Raw genomic sequence first — 21,008 nt, 5'->3', positions numbered from 1 at the left:
ATTATATAACGATTTATATGTCAAGTAAAACCAATAGAGACGAAAAAAACTTTAGACAAGCGGCTTTAGATTATCATAGAGCAGAGCCTAAAGGTAAAATAGAAGTAATTCCATCAAAACCACATTCCTCACAGAGAGATTTAAGTTTGGCGTATTCACCAGGGGTGGCAGAACCTTGCCTTGAAATAGAAAAAGACCCTGCAATGGCTTACGAATACACGGGGAAGAGCAACCTAGTTGCGGTAATTTCTAACGGAACAGCCGTTTTAGGCTTAGGAGATATAGGTGCAGAGGCTTCTAAACCCGTGATGGAAGGCAAAGGGTTACTATTTAAAATCTTTGCAGATATCAATGTGTTTGATATTGAAATAGACGAGAGAGACCCAGATAAATTCATTCAAATTGTAAAAGCAATAGCTCCAACATTTGGTGGTATCAACCTAGAAGACATTAAAGCTCCAGAGGCATTCTATATAGAGCAAAGGTTAAAGGAAGAGCTGGATATTCCGCTAATGCACGACGACCAGCATGGGACGGCAATCATCTCTGCGGCGGCACTCATCAACGCACTAGAGTTGGCAGGGAAGAAGATAGAAGAAGTAAAACTCGTGGTAAATGGGGCAGGAGCGGCAGCCATAGCGTGTACCAAACTTTATATGGAGCTAGGGCTTAGAAAAGAAAATATCTTGATGTGTGATAGCAAGGGCGTTATCAATCACAAAAGACAAAACTTAACACCTGAAAAACTAGACTTTGTAGCCGAAACCGATTTAGAAACTTTAGAAGATGCCCTTAAAGGAGCCGATGTTTTTGTGGGATTATCTAAAGGCGATGTGATGTCGGCAGAAATGTTGAGTTCTATGGCAGAAAATCCTATTTTATTCGGTCTGGCAAACCCAACGCCAGAGATAGATTACAATTTAGCTAAAGCCACCAGAAGTGATGTAATTATGGCAACTGGACGAAGCGATTATCCTAATCAAGTGAACAATGTTTTGGGCTTTCCGTACATTTTCCGTGGAGCATTAGATGTTCAGGCTAAAGGGATAAACGAGGCAATGAAACTCGCTGCCGTAAAAGCGATTGCAGATTTGGCAAAGGAGCCAGTACCAGAAGCCGTTATTTTGGCTTACAACCTTAAAGGACTGAACTTCGGTAGAGATTATTTCATTCCGAAACCTTTTGATAATAGATTGATAACTAGAGTGTCTGTGGCGGTAGCAAAGGCTGCTATGGAGAGTGGTATTGCTAGGAAAAACATAGAAGATTTTGAAGCCTACGAAAATCATCTTTTAGACAGAATGGGCAAAGATGAAAAGCTCATCAGAATGATGCAGAATAGAGCTCGTTCTAATCCTAAGAGGGTAGCACTAGGTAATGGGGAAGAATATAATGTGATTAAAGCAGCACAAATCCTTTACGAAGAAGGTATTGCAGAGCCTATCTTATTAGGAGACAAAGAGCTCATCAAAGAGAAAATGAAAGAATTTGGGATAGAGCTTAATGTGAAGATAGTAGACCCTAACGATGAGGAGCAGCAAGAAAACAGAAGAAAGTACAGAGAAACCCTTTGGAAGTTACGCAACAGAAAAGGAATCAACGAGTATAAAGCTAAGAGGTTTGTGAGAAACAGAGATTATTTCGGACCTTTAATGCTGAAACATGACGATACTGATGCCCTGATTGTTGGTTTCTCAAAGAATTACTCTTCTGTACTAAAGCCTGTTTTGGAAGTGATAGAGAAAGAGCCAGGTGTGGATAAAGTAGCCTCTATGATGATGATACTTTCGGGGAAAAAGCCAAGATTTTTTGCGGATACTTCCATCAACAAAAACCCTACAGCAGAAGATTTAGTTAATATTGCTAAAATGTCGGAGCTTACGGTAAAATCTTTTGCCATAGAGCCAAGAATAGCGATGTTGTCTTACGAGAATTTCTCTAGTATTTCCGAGACTTCCCAAAAGGTAGCTAAAGCGGTAGAAATATTACATAAGAAATATCCTAATATGGTGGTAGATGGTGAAATTCAGCCAGATTTTGCGATGAATTCAGACCACTTAGCAGATTATCCGTTTTCTAAATTAGGAGATACACCAGCTAATGTGTTTATTTTCCCGAATTTAGAGTCGGCTAATATTTCGTATAAGATTATTAGAGGAATGAGAGTGGCACAAACCATAGGACCTATCCTTATGGGACTGAAACAACCTGTACACGTATTACAAATGCGTTCTAGTGTAGATGAAATTGTAAATTTAGCCACAATAGCAGTACTAGATGCTCAAAGGAGAGACGGTGCTAAGTAATGATGGCTATCCAAATATTAAAGTAAACTAAAAAACCAAAGGCAAAAATCCTTTGGTTTTTTTGTATTTATGAGAGGTAATAGCTATCTAAAAATCAGAAGGCAAAGTTTCATAATAAATGCTTTTGGATAGGAACGAATTATTTTTGTTACTCTTGATGTCTTGCTTCATATATTCCTTATCGTGGAAATATATTTGTGGATTTTTACGGTAATAGTTATCAATAATTTGCTGATGATTAAAGTCAAGACTTTGAATAAAATCATAATCTTGCCCTTTTCCTGTATTTATATTATAGGTAGTAATTAGGCTTCCCCAATTGATAAAACTACACGCTAGAATAGTGCCATAGAAATACCAAAACATATAGTTGAAAAGGTAAGCGTTAGTCTTTTTATTGATGACCTTAAGATAGGTGAAAAATAGTCCTATGATGCATAAAATAAGGAATATATAAACACCTAATCTTTTGTAAGTAAGTCCAAAATGTAAGATGTATTCAGTGTTTTTTATGCCTGCTGATATTACCAAAACAGCATTGAGTAGTAGCCAAACTTTAGCTAATAGTTTTAGGTGTTTGGCTTTTTCATCAAAATTAAAGTGAGATTTAAAATAAAATAATATTACCAATACCGCCATAATAATGGAAATGATGATGGTGTTGATGCGCTGATGAGTATCTGAAGAAAGTTGACTTGCAGAGATTCTGTCTTCAAAAAACTGTTCATAATTAAAGGTGCAAATAAAGATGAGGAGAAGTAAATTAAGCACCACAAAAGAGGCTACGCCGCTCATTCTTTCAGAATCTATATCAATAAAAGAATAGGTGGGAGTAGGCTTTTTTAAATGAAAATTTTTCTCAAATTGGTTACTAAGTAAACGATTGTATTTTAAACTGAATTTTTCGGCAGAGAATAACCAATAGTTAAAAGTGAGGTAAAAACCTAAAGCACTTAGTGCAAGGATTTGAGGAATATCTAGATTCCAATCAAAGTTGAGCAAGTCAGAAAAATGTTTACTAGCGGTACTGTAAATGAAGAAAAAGGTAACAAAAAATAACAAAGGAATAAGCCAGATAAATAACCGCCCTTTTCTTGAGTCCGAAGAAGAAGATTTTACATCAAGCCAATAGTCAAAATTAAAGAATTTGCATACAAATGTAAATCCATTTATAATGCCTATGGGAAGTGCTAGGATTGCCTTCATATTTCTATTTTGAGCTTTATATCTGAGTAATAAAACGGAAGTGATGAGGGCGGCAAAAGAAACAAAGTCCCCATACCAAGCAAAGGCAAAAGACGAAAATAGACTTAGCACAAAGAGACTTAGAAAGGTTTTGGTTTTTCTTTGTTTTGGAGTGATAATGAGAGTAACAAGACTTAGTAAGACTCCCAAAATTCCTAGATTAACGCCGAGATTCTCTTGGTAAAAAAGAATAACAAACACCAGTGTGCTTCCGAAAATTAAATAATGTTTTTTCATAATATTTTTATTTTAAAGTTCTTTGAATTTCAAAGTGAAAGAGTAAAAAAAGTTTATTTTTTTAAAAGTTGTTCTAATAAATTGATATGGTTATTAAATGCTTCTTTGCCCTCTAGTGTGGCTTTATAAGAGGTTTTAGGCTTTTTTCCTACAAATTCTTTTTTCATTTCTATATATCCAGCTTTTTCTAGTGCATTACTATGGCTTGCCAAGTTACCATCGGTTACTTGTAAAATCGTTTTCATTTCCGTAAAATCAACCCATTCATTCACTATGAGTACAGACATTATTCCTAGCCTTACCCTATTTTCAAATTCTTTATTGAGTTGGTTAATATCAATCATAAAATAGATTTAAAGTGTAAAATAGACTAGTCGTATTTTTTATACATAATAATCCCATACACAATATGAGCGACTCCAAAGCCTAAACTCCAAAACAGCAATCCCCAACCTAATAAAAGCATAGAAAGTACTCCTATAACACACTCTGTAATTCCTAAAAATTTGATGTCAGAGTAAGTATATTTTGAAGCATTGATAAGTGCCAACCCGTAAAAAATAAGCGTAGCAGGAGCTAATAGTACAAAATAACTATGGTATATCAGTCCGATACAAAATAGCCCACCAATGACCAATGGCAGAAATAAGTTGTAAAGTAAATCTTTCGTGGTGTTCGTCCAAATAGGGAGATTTTTCTTTCTACTTTTGTTTACGGTAAAAAATATTCCAAATCCAATGGATAGAACCAACACTACAATGGCGGTAATAATTAAATGAGGGATGAGTGGAGCAAGTTCAATATTCTGATAAGGGTTAAAATATTCAACCCCTGACTTTTTAAATAAGAAATAAACATAAGATGCTCCGAGTATTGCAAATAGCCCTGCTGAAATACCAGAAAAACCACTTAACGAAATGAAACGAGTACTTCGCTCCATCATAGAGCGGATATGAGATAAATCTTCTTGATAATTATTTTTAATCATAAAAGAACTTTGAAATGCAAAGTTAAATTTTATTTTGAAATAGACAAACGAAAAATCAGTATTTAATAAAAAAGCGATAATCAAATTTTGATTATCGCTTTTTTACTTTTATGATTACAAGGAGTAATTAGGAGCTTCTTGAGTAATAATCACATCGTGAGGGTGAGATTCTTTAAGACCGCTACCCGTTATTTTTACCATTTTAGAATCGGTTTGTAGTGATTTAATATCTTTCGCACCGCAGTATCCCATACCAGCTCTCAGTCCACCTGTAAGCTGGAATACCACATCTTCTAATTTACCTTTGTGTGGCACTCTACCTTCGATGCCTTCGGGTACAAATTTCTTAGCTTCGCTTTGGAAATAACGTTCTTTACCGCCTCTTTTCATTGCAGCTAAGCTACCCATACCTTGGTAAGATTTGAATTTTCTTCCTTGGAAGATAATTTCCTCACCTGGAGCTTCATCGGTACCAGCGAATAGAGAACCTAGCATTACTGCATTAGCACCACTTGCGATAGCCTTCACGATGTCGCCAGAAAGTTTAATCCCGCCATCTGCGATTACGGCAACATTTTTAGATTGAGCGTACTCATAAACATTATATATTGCCGAAAGTTGAGGTACACCTACACCAGCCACCACTCTCGTGGTACAGATAGAACCTGGACCTACACCTACCTTTAGAACATTAGCACCAGCTTCGATGAGGTCTTTGGCAGCTTCTGCGGTTACAATATTTCCACCTACGATGTCTAGGTCTGGGAAGGCTTGTCGGATTTCCTTTATTTTGTCTAAAACCCCTTTAGAATGTCCGTGTGCAGAATCTATGGCGATAATATCCACACCAGCTTTAACTAAGGCAGTTACACGCTCCATCGTATCTTCGCCTACGCCTACACCCGCACCTACGATGAGTCTGCCGTTTTTATCCTTATTAGCATGAGGATATTCTAGTTGATTATCTATGTCTTTAATGGTGATAAGCCCTACGAGTTTAAAGTTTTCATCAACGATAGGGAGTTTTTCTACTCTGTTTTCTAGAAGGATATTTTTAGCCGTTTCAAGAGTGGTATTCTTGTCCGAAGTTACTAGATTATCTTTAGTCATCAACTCTTCCACCTTCATATCCAAGTTTTCTTGGTATTTTACATCTCTATTGGTAATAATGCCTATAAGCGTATTATTGTTATCTACTACAGGCAGACCAGAGATTTTGTATCTAGACATCAGCTCTTTAGCTTCTCTTAAAGTATGGTCTTTAGAAAGCGTTACAGGGTCGGCTATCATTCCGTTTTCCGAACGTTTTACCTTGTTTACTTGAGCAGCTTGTTCCTCTATCGGCATATTTTTATGGATAAATCCTAAACCACCCACACGAGCTAAAGCAATAGCTAAGTCGGATTCGGTAACGGTATCCATCGCTGCTGAAACGATAGGTACATTCAGCGTAATTTTGTCGGTAAGACGAGATTTAAGTGAAACTTGATTGGGAAGTACCTCAGAAAAGGACGGTACTAGAAGCACATCATCGAAAGTAATGGCTGTTTCTACAATTTTGTCTTGTATAGGCATAGCACTTTCTTTGCAAAACTAAGGCTTTTTATTTAATCTTACAAAAGAAAATCAATTTAGCCTCCCAATATTAAGGAGATTTAATCAAAGTTTTGTAGCTCTACCAACTTTTTGTAAACACCGTTTCTAGCCATTAAGTCGTTGTGGTTGCCTTGTTCTATTACCTTTCCTTTTTCCATTACTAGGATTAAATCTGCTTTTTGTATGGTGGACAGTCGGTGGGCAATGATGAGTGAAGTTCTGTTCTCCATCATTTTTTCTAGAGCATCTTGTACAGCTCTTTCACTTTCGGTGTCTAGGGCAGAGGTGGCTTCGTCTAAAATCATCACAGGTGGATTTTTGAGCACCGCTCTTGCGATGGATATTCTTTGCTTTTGTCCTCCTGATAATTTATTGCCATCATCGCCTATATTGGTGTTGTACCCTGCAGAAAGGCTTTCTATAAATTGGTGTGCGTTGGCTATTTTAGCCGCAGCGATGACTTCTTCTTCGGAAGCCTCTGGCTTACCCATTAAGATATTATTATAGACTGTATCGTTAAACAATACCGACTCTTGCGTAACCATTCCAAGCAGGCTTCGGTAGTCTTTTAGTTTTAAATCTTTGATGTTGTTGCCATCTACCTCTATACTCCCGTTATTGACATCGTAGAACCTTGCCAAGAGGTTGGCGACGGTAGTTTTACCACTCCCAGACTGTCCCACCAATGCCACGGTTTTCCCTTTTGGTAAAGACATAGAGAAGTCTTCCAAAATCTTATGGTCTTGGTCGTAGAAAAAGCTGATATTTTTAAACTCAATGCTGTGGTTGAGATTATCAATAGCGATAGGATTGGCAGTTTCTTCCACCTTTAAATCATAATCTAAAACTTCCGAAACTCTCTCCAGACTTGCCATTCCGCCTTGTATAGACGATATGGAGTTAGATAGTTGTTTGGCAGGCGCAAGGATTTGATAGAAAATCCCCAAGAAAATAAGGAAAGTAGCTGGGTCGTTATTAGTCCCGTTGATAACACTGATGCCCGAAAACCAAGCGATAAGTAACATCGTGATAGACCCCAAAAACTCACTCATTGGAGAGGCGAGCTCTCGTCTTCGGCTCATACCTATGGCATATTTTTGCCAAAGATTGGTGGTAGCATCAAATCTTTTTTCTAGGATTTTATCCGCATTAAATATTTTGATGACTTTGGAAGATTTTAAGGTTTCATCTACTAAAGAGAATAGATTGCCTAGTTCTTCTTGTGCCGAGTTAGCTTGTCTTTTTAAACTTTTACCAACCCACGAAATCAACCACCCCATAATAGGGAAGACGATGAGTGAAAACAGCGTAAGCTGGGCATCTAGTAAAAACAAGGCGGTGAGCGAAAAAATAATCATGAATGGAGCATTCACAATATCTACTAATGCTCCCATAATACCACTTTCTATAGCACCGACATCGTTAGAGATTCTAGACATCATATCGCCCTTCCTTTGTTCTGTGAAGAACGATACGGGGAGTTTTAGAAATTTGTGATAGATGGCACTTCTTAAATCTTTAGTAATCCCCACACGGTAGTTTACAAGGAGAAAAGACCCAAGGTATCTAGAGATATTACGAAGCAAAAACGCCACGCCTGTAATTACGCACACCCACGCCAGCACGGTGCTGCCGCCATAAATATCGTTGTATACTTGTATTTTATAATAGACCAAATCTTTTAGGTAGCCAAAATAGCTGCCGATGTTACCATTGTAGATGGGCTCTCTAGTAGTGTCTATTTTATCTAGTTTCAGGATAATCCTTAGAACGGGGAGCATAGAAAGCACCGAAAATATCTGGAGGATAGAGTACAAAATATTGAAAAACATACTACCCCAAAGGTACTTTTGGTGTGGTTTGGCGAAGCTTAAAATTCTATGTAAAGGTTTCATTAAAATCTCTTATGGAGCCACAAAAGTAAGCAGGATATTTTAATTGAGCAAAAGCAGGTAGGCTTAGAGATTTAATATTTGCTAACCCGTTGCGCATTATGAAATGAAAAAAACAAGAGTTGTTTATTAGACTGAAAATCAGTATATTGTTTTTGCTATAAAACGATATAAATGAACAACTTAGAGCAAATATATGAAAGAATTTTGGAAGTTTTAGGACTTTTTTCAGAAAATCAACTGATTAGTTATCAGAGAAGAACACCTAAAATGAGCGATTTAGAAGTCATAAGTCTTAATATTACTGCTGAATACTTGAGTATTGATAGCGAATTACAGTTATTTAGAAAATTGCCAAACTCTCTGATAAACAAAATTGAAAGAAGTGTTTACAATAAGCGAAAACGAAGACTATCCCTACAAACAGAGCAAATTAGACAGCGTATTTCGATGGAGTTCAATGAGTTTGAAGATATTTTTATCGTTGATAGCATGCCAATGAAAGTTTGTGAAAACGCTCGTTCTACTCGTTCAAAAATTTGTAAAGAGCAATCCTATTCTTCACCAACATATGGTTATTGTGCTTCACAGAAATTATATTTCTATGGCTATAAACTACACGCAGTATGTTCTTTAAATGGTGTGATTAAGAATTTTGATATAAGCCCTGCATCCGTTCACGACATCCACTATTTAAAAGATAGTGGTGAGCAAATGCGAAACTGTACTTTAATTGGAGATAGAGGCTATTTATCAGCAAAAGTTCAAATAGATTTATTTAACTATGCTAATATTAAATTAGATACACCAATGAGAAGTAATCAGAAAGATTATATTCCTCAATTTTCATTGTACAAGAAAAAGCGAAAACGAATTGAGACATTTTTCTCTCAACTTTGCGACCAATTTATGATTAAAAGAAACTATGCTAAAACTTTTGAAGGCTTTAAAACAAGGATAATCAGTAAAATAACCGCCGCAACGGTTATTCAATATATCAATAAATTTATCTTCCAAAGAAAATTAAATCATCTAAAAATCAGTATTATTTAAAATGCACAACGAGTATTTGCTACATATAATTTGCATATCTTAAAAAATGCTTATACATTTGCTCCCTATTTATGCGATACACTAGTAGCAACATACAAAAAAGTAAAAAAAAGTGGTGCAAAAATTTGGTAGTTCCAAATAATTGTGTAAACACACATATATATTACGCGCACACGCGTATTTACTACTTTTTATCTAGATTTTTATCATCAATCATAAATAATGTGCCTCTAGCTTCCGTTGGGGGCGTTTGGTATTTAGCACACGCTAAGTTTTGTTTTCATAAATATCTGCTAGAAGTCCATCTTTTTCATCAGATGAATAGATTATTCTTGTTTGGGGCTTCTAGCGTGCAGAAGGGGTATTTTTCCCTTTCTGTTTTAGCCTTCCTCCTCGTTTTGTGTGTGTTGAGAGGGGGGAGGCGTTTTCTTATTGGTTCAAGAGTTCAAGGTTTAAAGTTCAAATATTCAAGGTTGAATAAGCGTACATATCCCTTAAACCTTAAACATAGAACCTTGAACAGCTTCAGCTCTTTAAACTTTGAACTCTTAAACTTTGAACAGCTAAACCTCCAACCTCTAAAATCTAATATCCAATATCTAACCTCTATAAACCTTAAACCTTAAACTTTAAATATTAAACATATGTCAATCAAGTACAAAGTGATTCAGAAAGGGCAACCTGGGGTTGCCGGTGGAGGCGAAAAGAAATATTACGCTTCTGCAAACACGGTAAGTGAGAAAACTTTAGCAGGACTTACCAAGGACATCGAGAAAATTTCCACCGTAAGCGGTGCTGATATTCGTGCAGTCTTATACGCTTTGGTAGATGTAATGCAGACTTCTCTAGCAGAGGGGCAAGTGGTAAGGCTAGGCGAAATGGGCAGTATGCGGGTAAGCATCAGTAGCGAGGGCAAAGCCAAAGAAGAGGAAGTAACCCCAGCCACCATTAGAAATGCCAAGGTGGTTTTTACACCAGGTTCTGACCTGAAAAAAATGTTGGCTACGCTGAAGTATGAAAAAATGTAGCGTGTTTGGAGGAAAAAACACGCGTGAAAAAAAAATCCGCACGCGTGTTTTTCTCCAAAAACACGTGTGTTTTTGGGGTGCCTCGTGAAAGCCCTCTACAAAGGCGTTTGCAGAAGGCAAAAAAATAGAAGTTAGATATTAGATTTCAGAGTTTAGAACTTATCACCTCAACCCTTAGTCTAACCTCTAAAATCTAATATCTAAAGTCTAACATCTAACATCTAATATCTAATATCTATAAACTTTAACATTATGAAAAAGATTCTATTCTGTGCGATGTTTCTGCCGCTGGCATTACAGGCACAAGTGGGCATCAATACCAATGACCCCAAAGCCACCTTAGAGGTGAAGAAAAACACTAATCTCCCTAACACCCAGCCACAAGGGGTGCTATTTCCTAAATTCACCTCGGAGGAGCGTTTGAAATTTTCTGGGGCAGCCGAAGTAGGTACGGTAATTTACAACGCAGACAAAAAATGCTTAGAAATGTACTTGGGCTTAGATTCAGACGTGCACCAATGGGCGTGTTTGCCCGATGTGGGGAGCAGCAAAGCCCAAAGCGTAGCGGTAAGCCCACAAGGGTTTGAGGGCTCTTATATTGGGGGAGTTGCTTTCAGTAACAACAGCCAAAAGGTTAAGTTTAAGTTAGAGAACAATTCGTTTTCTAGTGTTAATTCTTCGTTTGCCGATGCGGTAAGCATTCAGAATGGAACGGCAAATATCAGTATTACTGGTTGTACTTGGAAGTTACTGCCTCCGGGTACAGGAGGCGGTGATTGCTCGGGAACTAGCACCATCAATTTAGCTTCGGGGCAGGCGGCATTATTAACTTACACGATGGGTGGCACGCCCGAAACAGGAGTGTTGCAAGCTAACTTTAGTAAACTCGGCGCCCAAGCCGACCAACAGACCCAAGTCGGTCAAGTCGGTTTAGGTTCTGCCAGCATTACCAGCCCTAAGACGGAGTATATTTTATCGCTCACTTATGCAGGTACAACGCCAATACCGGGGTTATTGGATAATGGGACTAATAAATTGGTGGTCAAAATCCCTTACGAAAATGGGAGTGGTTCTTACAATGCCGTAACTTCTCAAGAAGTAACCACAGCTATAGGACAAGACGGTGATACCAATACAGTAAAGCTCACCATTCCGCAGGGTAATTTTATGGCTAAAGGCTCGCTGGACGCTACCATTGTCGTGGGTGGTACAGACAGCCAATACAAGGTTCGTTTGTTACCACCAGGGCAAGAGTACGAAATAGCAACCATACCTTACACACTAAACGGACAGCAGTATAGTGTAGTACTTAAAGGCATTGGCGGTATTCCTGACCGTTGTTTTGGTAAGACCACCAAACAATGTGTAGGTTATGGAGCAGATGTTAAAGAACACGAGTTTATCTATATTCCCGTTACAGGTCCCGATGGTAAGACTTGGCTTAACAACAACCTCGGTGCGGAGTACGCTCGTGTAGGCTCCCAATGGTTTAACCCAACGCGTCAGGCAGGAGCTTTAGATTATACAAAGACCACCGCCGCCGTGCCGCTTTCTAACCCGACTGCCGACCAGATTAAAAAAGACTGGCGGGCATACGGTTCATTGTTCCAATGGCAGCGAAACCCCGACGGGCACGAACTCATCACTTGGACAAATGCCACAGGTGGCACACCTAAATACTCAGGTTCTGGTTCTGTATCCTCATCTTGGACTAACGCTGGGACTAATAGGTTTATTCCTGGCAATAATTCAGGGATTTCATGGGTAAATAGTTCAACCAACCAATCAGGTCCTCATAATTTATGGCAGGTGAATGGTTCTAACAATCCTTGTCCTTCGGGTTATCACGTTCCTACTCACGCGGAGCAGAAGGCTTTGCATAATGCGATTTTAGGTTATGATATAGGTAATAGTTACACTAATTCCAATAAAATGTGGAACGAGCAGAAGCTCCGCCTGCCGGCCAGTGGTAGCCGCTACGTCAACAATGCCACGCTCTACAATCAGAGCGGCAGCGGTTGGCTGTGGAGCAGCGAGCAGAACACTAGCAGCAGCTCGTTGCACCTATGGTTCAATAGCAGCAGTAGCATCGGCGGCTACGACAATCGTGCAAGCAGCTTTGGCGTCCGCTGCCTCAAGGATTAACCGTGCGTTCTCGGCGGTTTGCCGCCAGCCCGCCGAAGGCAAGCTGGCGGGAGTTTGTAAAGAAATGTAAAAAACCACTGGTGGTTTTTGGTTTCGCGGGCGGGCAAGCCCGCCCGCGAAACTCACCGAAATAAAAATACAACCCAAGAGCCGCTCTTAGGAAAGTAAAAGCGGCTTAGCGAAGAGAAAAAATAGCCGGGGAGCACCGCCCACTTACTTAGAAATGGGGCAACCCGTTTTTAGGGGGCACTTCGGCGTTTTTCTCCAAGCGGAGTTCTTTGACACATCAGATAATTAAGAAAAAGAAGCCGGTAGCCATTGGAGTCAGGAGGGCTCTTCCATCCGGGTATGAAAAACAAAACTAATGCAGGTGCGGAGGCTTTCCCTATCCTGCACCAAGGCATTAGTGGCGGCTGAACCTCTTGAGCTTGGCTATTAAGAGTGTGCCTTTTTAGGCGGCACTTTGGCTGGTAGTTAATCCAGACCTGCCCCTGTGGCAGCCTACGCCATAGGGATAAGAGTGAGGAGTGGGCATTCGCTGCTTTCCAAAGGCTTGGGAAGCAGTCGCCAGTAGGTCTTACTTGCGTTAGGGGCTGGCGGGCTGTGCCGTCTGGCGTTGCCGCACGGCTTAGCCCTTCGGGAGGAGGGCTAAGCCTGCCGGCCGGTGGTAACCGCAACGCCAACAATGCCACGCTCAACAATCAGAGCAGCAACGGTTGGCTGTGGAGCAGCGAGCAGAACAATAGCAACAACTCGTGGAACCTATGGTTCAATAGCGGCAATAGCAACGCGGGCAACAACAACAATCGTGCAAACGGCTTTAGCGTCCGCTGCCTCAAGGACTAATACCGCCAAAAGGAGAACCGCAAGGGTTTGGTGCTTTTTCTACAGAGGCTTGCCTCTGTGTTATCTGGTGTGCAAGAACTTTTTTTTATCCTATACATAATCCCTAAAATAAACTCGTTGTGCATTTTAAATAATACTGATTTTTAGATGATTTAATTTTCTTTGGAAGATAAATTTATTGATATATTGAATAACCGTTGCGGCGGTTATTTTACTGATTATCCTTGTTTTAAAGCCTTCAAAAGTTTTAGCATAGTTTCTTTTAATCATAAATTGGTCGCAAAGTTGAGAGAAAAATGTCTCAATTCGTTTTCGCTTTTTCTTGTACAATGAAAATTGAGGAATATAATCTTTCTGATTACTTCTCATTGGTGTATCTAATTTAATATTAGCATAGTTAAATAAATCTATTTGAACTTTTGCTGATAAATAGCCTCTATCTCCAATTAAAGTACAGTTTCGCATTTGCTCACCAATATCTTTTAAATAGTGGATGTCGTGAACGGATGCAGGGCTTATATCAAAATTCTTAATCACACCATTTAAAGAACATACTGCGTGTAGTTTATAGCCATAGAAATATAATTTCTGTGAAGCACAATAACCATATGTTGGTGAAGAATAGGATTGCTCTTTACAAATTTTTGAACGAGTAGAACGAGCGTTTTCACAAACTTTCATTGGCACGCTATCAACGATAAAAATATCTTCAAACTCATTGAACTCCATCGAAATACGCTGTCTAATTTGCTCTGTTTGTAGGGATAGTCTTCGTTTTCGCTTATTGTAAACACTTCTTTCAATTTTGTTTATCAGAGAGTTTGGCAATTTTCTAAATAACTGTAATTCGCTATCAATACTCAAGTATTCAGCAGTAATATTAAGACTTATGACTTCTAAATCGCTCATTTTAGGTGTTCTTCTCTGATAACTAATCAGTTGATTTTCTGAAAAAAGTCCTAAAACTTCCAAAATTCTTTCATATATTTGCTCTAAGTTGTTCATTTATACCGTTTTATAGCAAAAACAATATACTGATTTTCAGTCTAATAAACAACTCTTGTTTTTTTCATTTCATAATGCACAACGGGTAGACAAATATTAAGTTCTATTTTTAGGCTAATCTCTCACTAAACTATTTATCAATATATATTTAAAATCTGAGTAAATATCTCCAAGAGCTTCTCCACTGGCTTCCTTGCTCGGTTTAAATAGACTGACAACTATGTATCAAGCCCTTGGTAACATCCCCCAAAAAGGTCATAATAACTTGGGATAAACATAAAAAAAATAATTTATGTACAGATTATTTTTTATTCATAATCTATTTTATAATCAGATTCTATCGGGATAGTATTACGAATGGATTTTCTAATTCCTTCTATTTTTTCTCTAAAATTTATTTTTTTCATTCCACCATTACCATCATCTTCCATTGCTTTAGCACCAATTAATCTCACATAAGAGAAAGGGTCTGTATAATAATCTTTTCTTATTTTATTTAGTTCTTCCCAGCTTACTTCTTTGCCAGTATTGGGAAGATATAAGTTTTCTTGTCTATTATTTTTAATACTGACTAAACTAAAATCAAAAATTCCCTCACTATCATTAATTTGTACAATTAATCCTGGTAAACCATTAAACACATAAGGTCCTTCTGAAAGAGACACATCTCTAGTAAACCAACCTACCCAATGTCTGCCTCCGTAGTCTGTTTCTATTTTTTGACAATTAAAGGACCCAACTTTTTGAGCATCTGGAAGAATCGTCCAATTGATAGCATCTGAAATCTTAACAAAAACTTTATCTCTCGTAATAGGGGAAACTACTACTTTTTTAATTTCTCTATCAGCTAATTTTTTATGAATGTAAACTTGTTCATCAATATTTGTACTATAACCATAGCCATATCCAGTCGTGGTCAATAAAGAATCGGAGATTCTCTGATGACTAGAGCGAAATACAGACTCATGCTTTAAAATATCTAAATAATAGATTTTAGTTTTTGTAAAGTCCTTGTTGTCTTTGAACTTAAACTCGTATAAAATACTTAAGTTCTGCCCATAAATAAAAGGAACAAAACAAATTAAAAGATAGATTTTTAAAATTAACCTTATCTTCTTCATATAAAAAATATATACATTTCCTAAGAGAATAATATAACTATATAAACAGCTTCAATGCAAACCACTCACAAACTGCAATAAACCACCACAGGATAGACCATATTACTCACAAACACATTTTTACATGACATACACATGTCTTCATAGCTCCCACCATTCACTTTTTTCAATTATTCTTTTCCTAGTGTTAAAATTAATTGTTATATGTAATACTCACAACCGAAATTAATTATTGTTGTACATTTAGCACAAATTAATTTTTAATTTATTCAAACTTCACTTGAATACAAAAAAAGGCGAGCAAAGTTCTACTATTACGGTTGCAACACTTAAGATTTGCACCGTGCTAATAGCCCCGATAGAAGCGGATACCCCACAGCGAAGAGGCGGAGCGAAGCGGAGCCTCTGAGCGAGGAGTATGAGCGGATAGCGGGAAATAGCTCCTAAATAAAATCTGATAAATATCAGCTAATTGATGGATTTATTTTTATTTGTATTTAATCCAAATTAGATTATATTTGCAGCATGAATACAGCAGTAATTCCTTTTAAAGTACCTGTGCTTACGCCAGCATTTTCGGCTGAACAAGAGATGTTTTGCAGCAAAAAGAAATGTTGTAAAAAGTTTAAAAAGGGCAAAAGGTGCAAAAAATGCCCTGGCAGATTGAAAATGGCTTAACGAGAAAGCCAAAATAAAAGTAGTATCACCAACAACAGAGCTAGGATATACGGAAGTTTACTAGGCCAGTTGGCAATATTAGATTGTTGTTTTGTATTGGTAAATTGAGTTTCATAGAAAGGTGTTTCCACTTCCTGTGTTTCTTTTATAGTAATGCCTTTAGCAACGGTTTTTTGTAATAGTGTATTGGTAGCGTTCAGTAAAATTCGGCACTCTCCGTTGGCATCAAATTGTGTGATTTTTACCTTTTTTTCTCCATAGTTTTTTACTAGACCAAAAGGGATTATTTTTATCACATCGGCATTTTGTGTCTGCCAATTCAGGATAATTTCTTCGCCTTTTTTCACTCGGAGTTTATTCGCGTGAAAAGTCTTGATATAAGGTGGTTGGTCTGATTTGATGTTTTGTTGTATTTGTGCTAGTTTTTGGTTATATAAACTTCTACTACTTGAGTTGATAAGCACCTCGTAAGCCTCTTGAACTTCTCTGAAACGCTCCACAAAAAATGAATCGTTTTCGTTTTTATCGGGGTGATATTTAAGTGATAACTTTCGGTAAGCCTTCTTAATATCTTCCGATGTAGCCTCTTCCGAAATTCCTAAAAAGTAATAGTAATTTTTCACCTCAAACCAATTCCAAAATTTGTTTTAGTTCTAAAATATGAGTGCCTGTTTTGTATCTTTCCACCGATTTTACCATTGCTTTACTTAAATCTTCCACTGATATAGGTTGATATTTTTTCAGCAGTCCTACTTTATTAAAAATGTTTAATATAGGTAGTGAAATAAGCTCTCCCAATCTCTTGGTTTCAGGACGTATAAGTAGGCTAGGTCTTAAAATAATGAGGCTAGGGAAATTAAGCTCTGTAATAGCCTCCTCTAGTTTACCCTTCATTTTAGAATAGAAAATTGGCGAATTTTTATCTGCTCCCATAGAAGAAATTAAAACCAATGTAGAAATACCGCTTTCTTTGGCTATTTTAGCAAATGTATATTGGTAATCATAATCCACACGCCACTGAGCGTCTTGACTTCCAGCGTCTTTAAGTGTAGTTCCTAAACAAGAAAATGCAACATCTCCACTGATAATAACCGAACTTTGTTCTAAATGATTAAAATCTACTTTACAAATTTCCACTTTTGGCAACAACGAAGTACCCTTTCTCCTAGATAACGCCACCACCGATTGATACGACAAATCGTTAGAAAGTGTATTTAATAGAGCCTTACCTGTAGCTCCCGTCCCACCAATAACTACTGCTTTTTTCATCTCGCTAAAATACAAAAAGGGAGAACCAGTGCAGACTCTCCCTTCAAAAAGAATTTATTTTAAGCTCGCTAAAGCGGCTTCGTAGTTAGGCTCGTTAGTAATTTCGGATACTTGTTCTGTATAAATCACTTTATCATTTTCATCAGTGATAACAACCGCTCTACTCAACAATCCTTTAAGCGGTGAATCTGCTAAAGTAACGCCAAATTCTTCCCCAAAATTACTTCTAAAATCAGATAATGTTTCTACGTTACTTAAACCTTCTGCAGCACAAAAACGCCCCAACGCAAATGGTAAATCTCTAGAGATATTTATCACTATCGTATTATCTAACTTAGATGCTTCCTCATTAAATTTTCTCGCCGAAGCGGCACATACTCCCGTGTCTATACTTGGGAAAATATTAAGTACTTTTCTTTTTCCTAAAAAGTCATTTTTAGTTTTTTCGCTTAAATCTGAAGCTACTAGATTAAAGTCTTTTATTGTTTCTCCTAGTTTAGGAAGCTCTCCTACACTACTAATTTCATTACCTTTTAAAGTTAGTTTTGCCATTTTTAAATGTTTTAATATTTATCAAAAATAAATATAAATTTCTTACAAACCTATTTTTAGCTTTACTATCCTAATAAACACCAACAAAAAAGCGTAAACTCCGAAAAGTTTACGCTCTATATATCAACTAATTGACTCTTAGTTTTATTTTCTTAATAAAGTCCAAATTGCATAGCAAATAAATCTGGATATACTCCCATTGCTACTAGTAACAATACAAGTACTACCGCCATAATGTTATAAGTAATACTTACCTTTTCACTGGTTTTAAATGAACTTTCTTGATAAAAGAACATCGCTATAATCAATCTTAAATAATAAGCGATACTCAAGGCAGAACCCAAGATGGCTACAATTACCAGTACAGTAGCATTACCCGAAATAGCTTGACTAAAAACATTAAATTTACCTATAAACCCTGCCGTAAGCGGAATACCAGCCATTGACAACAGAGATACAGAAGCTACAACAGCTAATAAAGGTTCTGTTTTCGCCAAACCATTAAATACCTCGAAAGAAGTTTCTCTTTTAATTTTTTCTACCCATATCAAACACATAAATACCCCAACTGTTGCTAAAGAATAAGCAAATAGATAGAATGCTAAATTATATACAGAAAGACTATTAAATCCGAAAAATATGAGAGCTATATATCCTGCATGAGAAACACTAGAGTAAGCCAACATTCTCTTAGCATTGGTTTGTGCTAATCCCATAATATTAGACAGAATAAGCGTTAAGATAATAAGCACAGCCACAATGTTAATCCACATAGAAAAACCTCCGATAAACGCTAAAGTCATCACTTTGAAAAACGCATAGAATCCTGCTATCTTAACCGCTGATGCCATAAAGCCTGTTATAATAGACGGTGCTCCTTGATATACATCTGGACTCCACATATGGAATGGTGCTAAAGATACTTTAAACGCCATAGCCACCAACATCATTACAATTCCTAATAAAAACATCTTGCTTGTAGCTCCGTGTGCTCCTCCAAAAAGGTGGATAGTAGCTAAATCAAAACTGCCTGTACTACCATAAATCAAAGCGATACCGAAAAGCAAAAAGCCCGTAGCAAAAGCACCCATCAAAAAGTATTTCATAGACGCTTCTACAGAACGAAGGTTGGTTTTAGCACTTCCTGCCATAACGTAAAGCGGTATAGACAGTATCTCTATCCCTAAAAATAGAGTAACCATATTTTGGAATCCAAACAAAATAATACCTCCACAAAGAGAAAATAGCATTAAAGCATAAAGCTCCGACTGGTGACTTCTATGATTACTAAATGCAAAACCTGCAATAAAAAATAATAAAAGAGTTACCACCAAAGATATTTTGGTAAATAATGCTGTATTAGCACTATAGCTAAACATCGCATTGTATTTTTCAAAAAAAGTACAATCAGGAAGGAAACTAACATATAACGCAATTCCCAAACCAAGAATTCCTACATACCTAGCATATTTACCCTGATTAAAAACACCCGTAAACAAAGCAATAACTGCTGTGATAAATATAGTAATTAAAACACTCATCTTTTTAAAATATCATTTTGTTAACTTATCACAAATAAGTAAATAAACTTTAACGAACTTTGCACCATTTCTATAATGATGTTAGGATATACTCCCAACACTATTACAAAAATAGATAACCCTGCTAATACCGAAAATTCTACCGCTGAAAGGTCTTTAACTTGTGATAAAACAGTCTCATCTCCTTCTCCAAACATTGCTTTACCATAAAGTCTTAACATATATACTGCTGCTAAGATTATTGTTAATCCAGAAACTATTACTGCTAATGTATTGTAGCTAAATACGGCTTTTAGTAACATAAATTCTCCGATAAATCCATTTGTCAATGGAACCGCCATAGACCCTAATAAAATAATCATAAACAGTACTGCAAACTTAGGAGCTACTCTAGCCAATCCACCCATCTGACGAAGGTCTCTTGTACCAAATCTTTTGATAAGAATATCAGCACAGTAGAATAATCCTACTACGTTGATACCGTGTGCAAAAGTTTGTACCATAGCACCCTCAGCACCCTCATAAGTAAATGTTCCATTAAGTGTAACGATAGCAGAAGCAAAAATTCCTGCTACCATAAGCCCCACATGCGATAGAGATGAATAAGCGATAATTCTCTTAACATCATTATTCACAATGGCTATCAACGCTCCATAGATGATACCTACTATTGCCATTACCATTACTATTTTTCCAGAAAGACCTAGTACAGCCTCTGGAGCTATTGGTACTAGATATCTTAGTACTCCATAAACTGCCATTTTAAGCATAATCCCCGACAAAAGCATAGAGCCTTGCGTTGGTGCATAAGTATAAGTATCTGGCTGCCAAGTATGGAAAGGGAACAACGGCAACTTAACCGCAAACGCCATCATAATTAACCAGAAAACAAAGGTTTGCTGTTCAGTATTCAGAGCCGCATTATATAAATCTATCAGAGCAAAAGAGTCTGAATGATTGTATAAATAAACTAAACCTACCAACATGAATAAAGAACCGAAGAAAGTATAAACAAAGAACTTAGTAGTTGTTTTAATTCTTTGGTCTTCTTGCCCCCAAATTCCGCATATAAACCATATCGGAATAAGGGTAACTTCCCAAAATATATAGAATAATAGACCATCTAACGCAGTGAAAACGCCTAAAAGACCAAACTGCATCAATAAAATAAGTCCATAAAAAGTATTTCTATAAGATGTCTGTTGATTAAACGAAGACAGAATGATAAAAGGCACTAAAATATTGGTAAGCAATATCATTAGCATTCCCATACCATCTACACCGAAGCTTAAGCTACTTCTTATCAAATAACTCCAATCGTGCTGTATTTGGTACTGCATTTCGCCATCTACAGAATCTGCGTAGTTGAAATTAAACAACATCACAAATGCCAGCAACAATTGAGCTAAAGCTATACCAAATGCCAAATACCTACTCTGAGAGCTCTTCCAAGCAAAAACCAATCCTGAACCTACAAGAGGTAATAGTAATAATGATAATAACATC

The 21,008-nt window shown here is 37.1% G+C and carries 16 protein-coding genes; 4 read left to right on the top strand and 12 right to left on the bottom strand.

Annotated elements, in window-relative coordinates:
• Window positions 1-17: 17 nt before the first annotated feature.
• Entirely contained in the window at window positions 18-2,306 is a 2,289-nt protein-coding gene (locus VIX88_RS03985) for an NADP-dependent malic enzyme (protein ID WP_222535145.1), read from the top strand.
• An 87-nt stretch (window positions 2,307-2,393) separates the two neighbouring features.
• Here VIX88_RS03985 and VIX88_RS03980 read toward each other — a convergent pair whose 3' ends face one another.
• The 5 genes from VIX88_RS03980 to VIX88_RS03960 all read right to left on the bottom strand — a co-directional run bounded on the left by VIX88_RS03980 (window position 2,394) and on the right by VIX88_RS03960 (window position 8,267).
• Entirely contained in the window at window positions 2,394-3,788 is a 1,395-nt protein-coding gene (locus tag VIX88_RS03980) for a DUF4153 domain-containing protein (protein WP_013447114.1), read from the bottom strand.
• Window positions 3,789-3,841: 53 nt separating this feature from the next.
• Complete coding sequence (locus VIX88_RS03975) at window positions 3,842-4,132, bottom strand: winged helix-turn-helix domain-containing protein (protein ID WP_014937459.1); 291 nt, start codon at window positions 4,130-4,132, stop codon at window positions 3,842-3,844.
• Between the two features lie 26 nt (window positions 4,133-4,158).
• Window positions 4,159-4,860: a hypothetical protein gene (locus tag VIX88_RS03970; protein WP_013447115.1), complete on the bottom strand. Its 702-nt coding sequence runs from the start codon at window positions 4,858-4,860 to the stop codon at window positions 4,159-4,161.
• 30 nt (window positions 4,861-4,890) lie between these two features.
• Window positions 4,891-6,351, bottom strand: coding sequence for an IMP dehydrogenase (gene guaB, locus VIX88_RS03965; protein ID WP_214194041.1), 1,461 nt, complete (start codon window positions 6,349-6,351; stop codon window positions 4,891-4,893).
• A gap of 80 nt (window positions 6,352-6,431) precedes the next feature.
• Window positions 6,432-8,267, bottom strand: a complete 1,836-nt coding sequence (locus VIX88_RS03960; protein ID WP_153926359.1) for an ABC transporter ATP-binding protein — start codon at window positions 8,265-8,267, stop codon at window positions 6,432-6,434.
• A gap of 171 nt (window positions 8,268-8,438) precedes the next feature.
• Between VIX88_RS03960 and VIX88_RS03955 the strand changes: the two genes are divergently transcribed.
• The 3 genes from VIX88_RS03955 (at window position 8,439) to VIX88_RS03945 (ending at window position 12,490) form a co-directional block, all read left to right on the top strand.
• Entirely contained in the window at window positions 8,439-9,317 is an 879-nt protein-coding gene (locus VIX88_RS03955) for an IS982-like element ISRa1 family transposase (protein ID WP_127919813.1), read from the top strand.
• 644 nt (window positions 9,318-9,961) lie between these two features.
• A complete protein-coding gene (locus tag VIX88_RS03950; RefSeq protein WP_214194040.1) occupies window positions 9,962-10,345 on the top strand; it encodes an HU family DNA-binding protein in 384 nt (127 codons plus the stop codon).
• A 252-nt stretch (window positions 10,346-10,597) separates the two neighbouring features.
• The gene (locus tag VIX88_RS03945; protein WP_324711496.1) at window positions 10,598-12,490 is read left to right on the top strand and encodes an FISUMP domain-containing protein; all 1,893 of its coding nucleotides are present in this window, start codon (window positions 10,598-10,600) and stop codon (window positions 12,488-12,490) included.
• 972 nt (window positions 12,491-13,462) lie between these two features.
• On the opposite strand, the gene VIX88_RS03940 is transcribed toward VIX88_RS03945, so the two are convergent.
• The 7 genes from VIX88_RS03940 to VIX88_RS03910 all read right to left on the bottom strand — a co-directional run bounded on the left by VIX88_RS03940 (window position 13,463) and on the right by VIX88_RS03910 (window position 21,007).
• Entirely contained in the window at window positions 13,463-14,341 is an 879-nt protein-coding gene (locus tag VIX88_RS03940) for an IS982-like element ISRa1 family transposase (RefSeq protein WP_079207434.1), read from the bottom strand.
• Between the two features lie 308 nt (window positions 14,342-14,649).
• Complete coding sequence (locus tag VIX88_RS03935) at window positions 14,650-15,462, bottom strand: GLPGLI family protein (RefSeq protein ID WP_064970380.1); 813 nt, start codon at window positions 15,460-15,462, stop codon at window positions 14,650-14,652.
• A gap of 674 nt (window positions 15,463-16,136) precedes the next feature.
• Complete coding sequence (locus tag VIX88_RS03930) at window positions 16,137-16,763, bottom strand: J domain-containing protein (protein ID WP_064970379.1); 627 nt, start codon at window positions 16,761-16,763, stop codon at window positions 16,137-16,139.
• A 1-nt stretch (window position 16,764) separates the two neighbouring features.
• Window positions 16,765-17,409, bottom strand: coding sequence for an NAD(P)H-binding protein (locus VIX88_RS03925; RefSeq protein ID WP_064970378.1), 645 nt, complete (start codon window positions 17,407-17,409; stop codon window positions 16,765-16,767).
• Window positions 17,410-17,463: 54 nt separating this feature from the next.
• On the bottom strand, window positions 17,464-17,961 hold the full coding sequence (gene tpx, locus VIX88_RS03920; RefSeq protein ID WP_064970377.1) for a thiol peroxidase: 498 nt from the start codon (window positions 17,959-17,961) through the stop codon (window positions 17,464-17,466).
• Between the two features lie 152 nt (window positions 17,962-18,113).
• Window positions 18,114-19,502 carry an NADH-quinone oxidoreductase subunit N gene (locus VIX88_RS03915; protein ID WP_064970376.1) on the bottom strand — a complete coding sequence of 463 codons (1,389 nt, stop codon included), beginning with the start codon at window positions 19,500-19,502 and terminating at the stop codon, window positions 18,114-18,116.
• A 20-nt stretch (window positions 19,503-19,522) separates the two neighbouring features.
• The gene (locus VIX88_RS03910; RefSeq protein WP_064970375.1) at window positions 19,523-21,007 is read right to left on the bottom strand and encodes a complex I subunit 4 family protein; all 1,485 of its coding nucleotides are present in this window, start codon (window positions 21,005-21,007) and stop codon (window positions 19,523-19,525) included.
• Window position 21,008: the final 1 nt, after the last annotated feature.

This window comes from Riemerella anatipestifer, assembly GCF_035666175.1.
GTDB classification, from domain to species: Bacteria; Bacteroidota; Bacteroidia; order Flavobacteriales; family Weeksellaceae; genus Riemerella; species Riemerella anatipestifer_D.
This window is presented reverse-complemented; position numbering and strand designations above follow the sequence as displayed.

Coding starts and splice junctions, on each gene's coding strand:
- VIX88_RS03925 (WP_064970378.1), bottom strand. CDS start 17,409: ATGAAAAAAGCAGTAGTTATTGGTGGGACGGGAGCTACAGGTAAGGCT.
- VIX88_RS03980 (WP_013447114.1), bottom strand. CDS start 3,788: ATGAAAAAACATTATTTAATTTTCGGAAGCACACTGGTGTTTGTTATT.
- VIX88_RS03940 (WP_079207434.1), bottom strand. CDS start 14,341: ATGAACAACTTAGAGCAAATATATGAAAGAATTTTGGAAGTTTTAGGA.
- VIX88_RS03975 (WP_014937459.1), bottom strand. CDS start 4,132: ATGATTGATATTAACCAACTCAATAAAGAATTTGAAAATAGGGTAAGG.
- tpx (WP_064970377.1), bottom strand. CDS start 17,961: ATGGCAAAACTAACTTTAAAAGGTAATGAAATTAGTAGTGTAGGAGAG.
- VIX88_RS03910 (WP_064970375.1), bottom strand. CDS start 21,007: ATGTTATTATCATTATTACTATTACCTCTTGTAGGTTCAGGATTGGTT.
- VIX88_RS03915 (WP_064970376.1), bottom strand. CDS start 19,502: ATGAGTGTTTTAATTACTATATTTATCACAGCAGTTATTGCTTTGTTT.
- VIX88_RS03985 (WP_222535145.1), top strand. CDS start 18: ATGTCAAGTAAAACCAATAGAGACGAAAAAAACTTTAGACAAGCGGCT.
- VIX88_RS03960 (WP_153926359.1), bottom strand. CDS start 8,267: ATGAAACCTTTACATAGAATTTTAAGCTTCGCCAAACCACACCAAAAG.
- VIX88_RS03955 (WP_127919813.1), top strand. CDS start 8,439: ATGAACAACTTAGAGCAAATATATGAAAGAATTTTGGAAGTTTTAGGA.
- guaB (WP_214194041.1), bottom strand. CDS start 6,351: ATGCCTATACAAGACAAAATTGTAGAAACAGCCATTACTTTCGATGAT.
- VIX88_RS03945 (WP_324711496.1), top strand. CDS start 10,598: ATGAAAAAGATTCTATTCTGTGCGATGTTTCTGCCGCTGGCATTACAG.
- VIX88_RS03950 (WP_214194040.1), top strand. CDS start 9,962: ATGTCAATCAAGTACAAAGTGATTCAGAAAGGGCAACCTGGGGTTGCC.
- VIX88_RS03935 (WP_064970380.1), bottom strand. CDS start 15,462: ATGAAGAAGATAAGGTTAATTTTAAAAATCTATCTTTTAATTTGTTTT.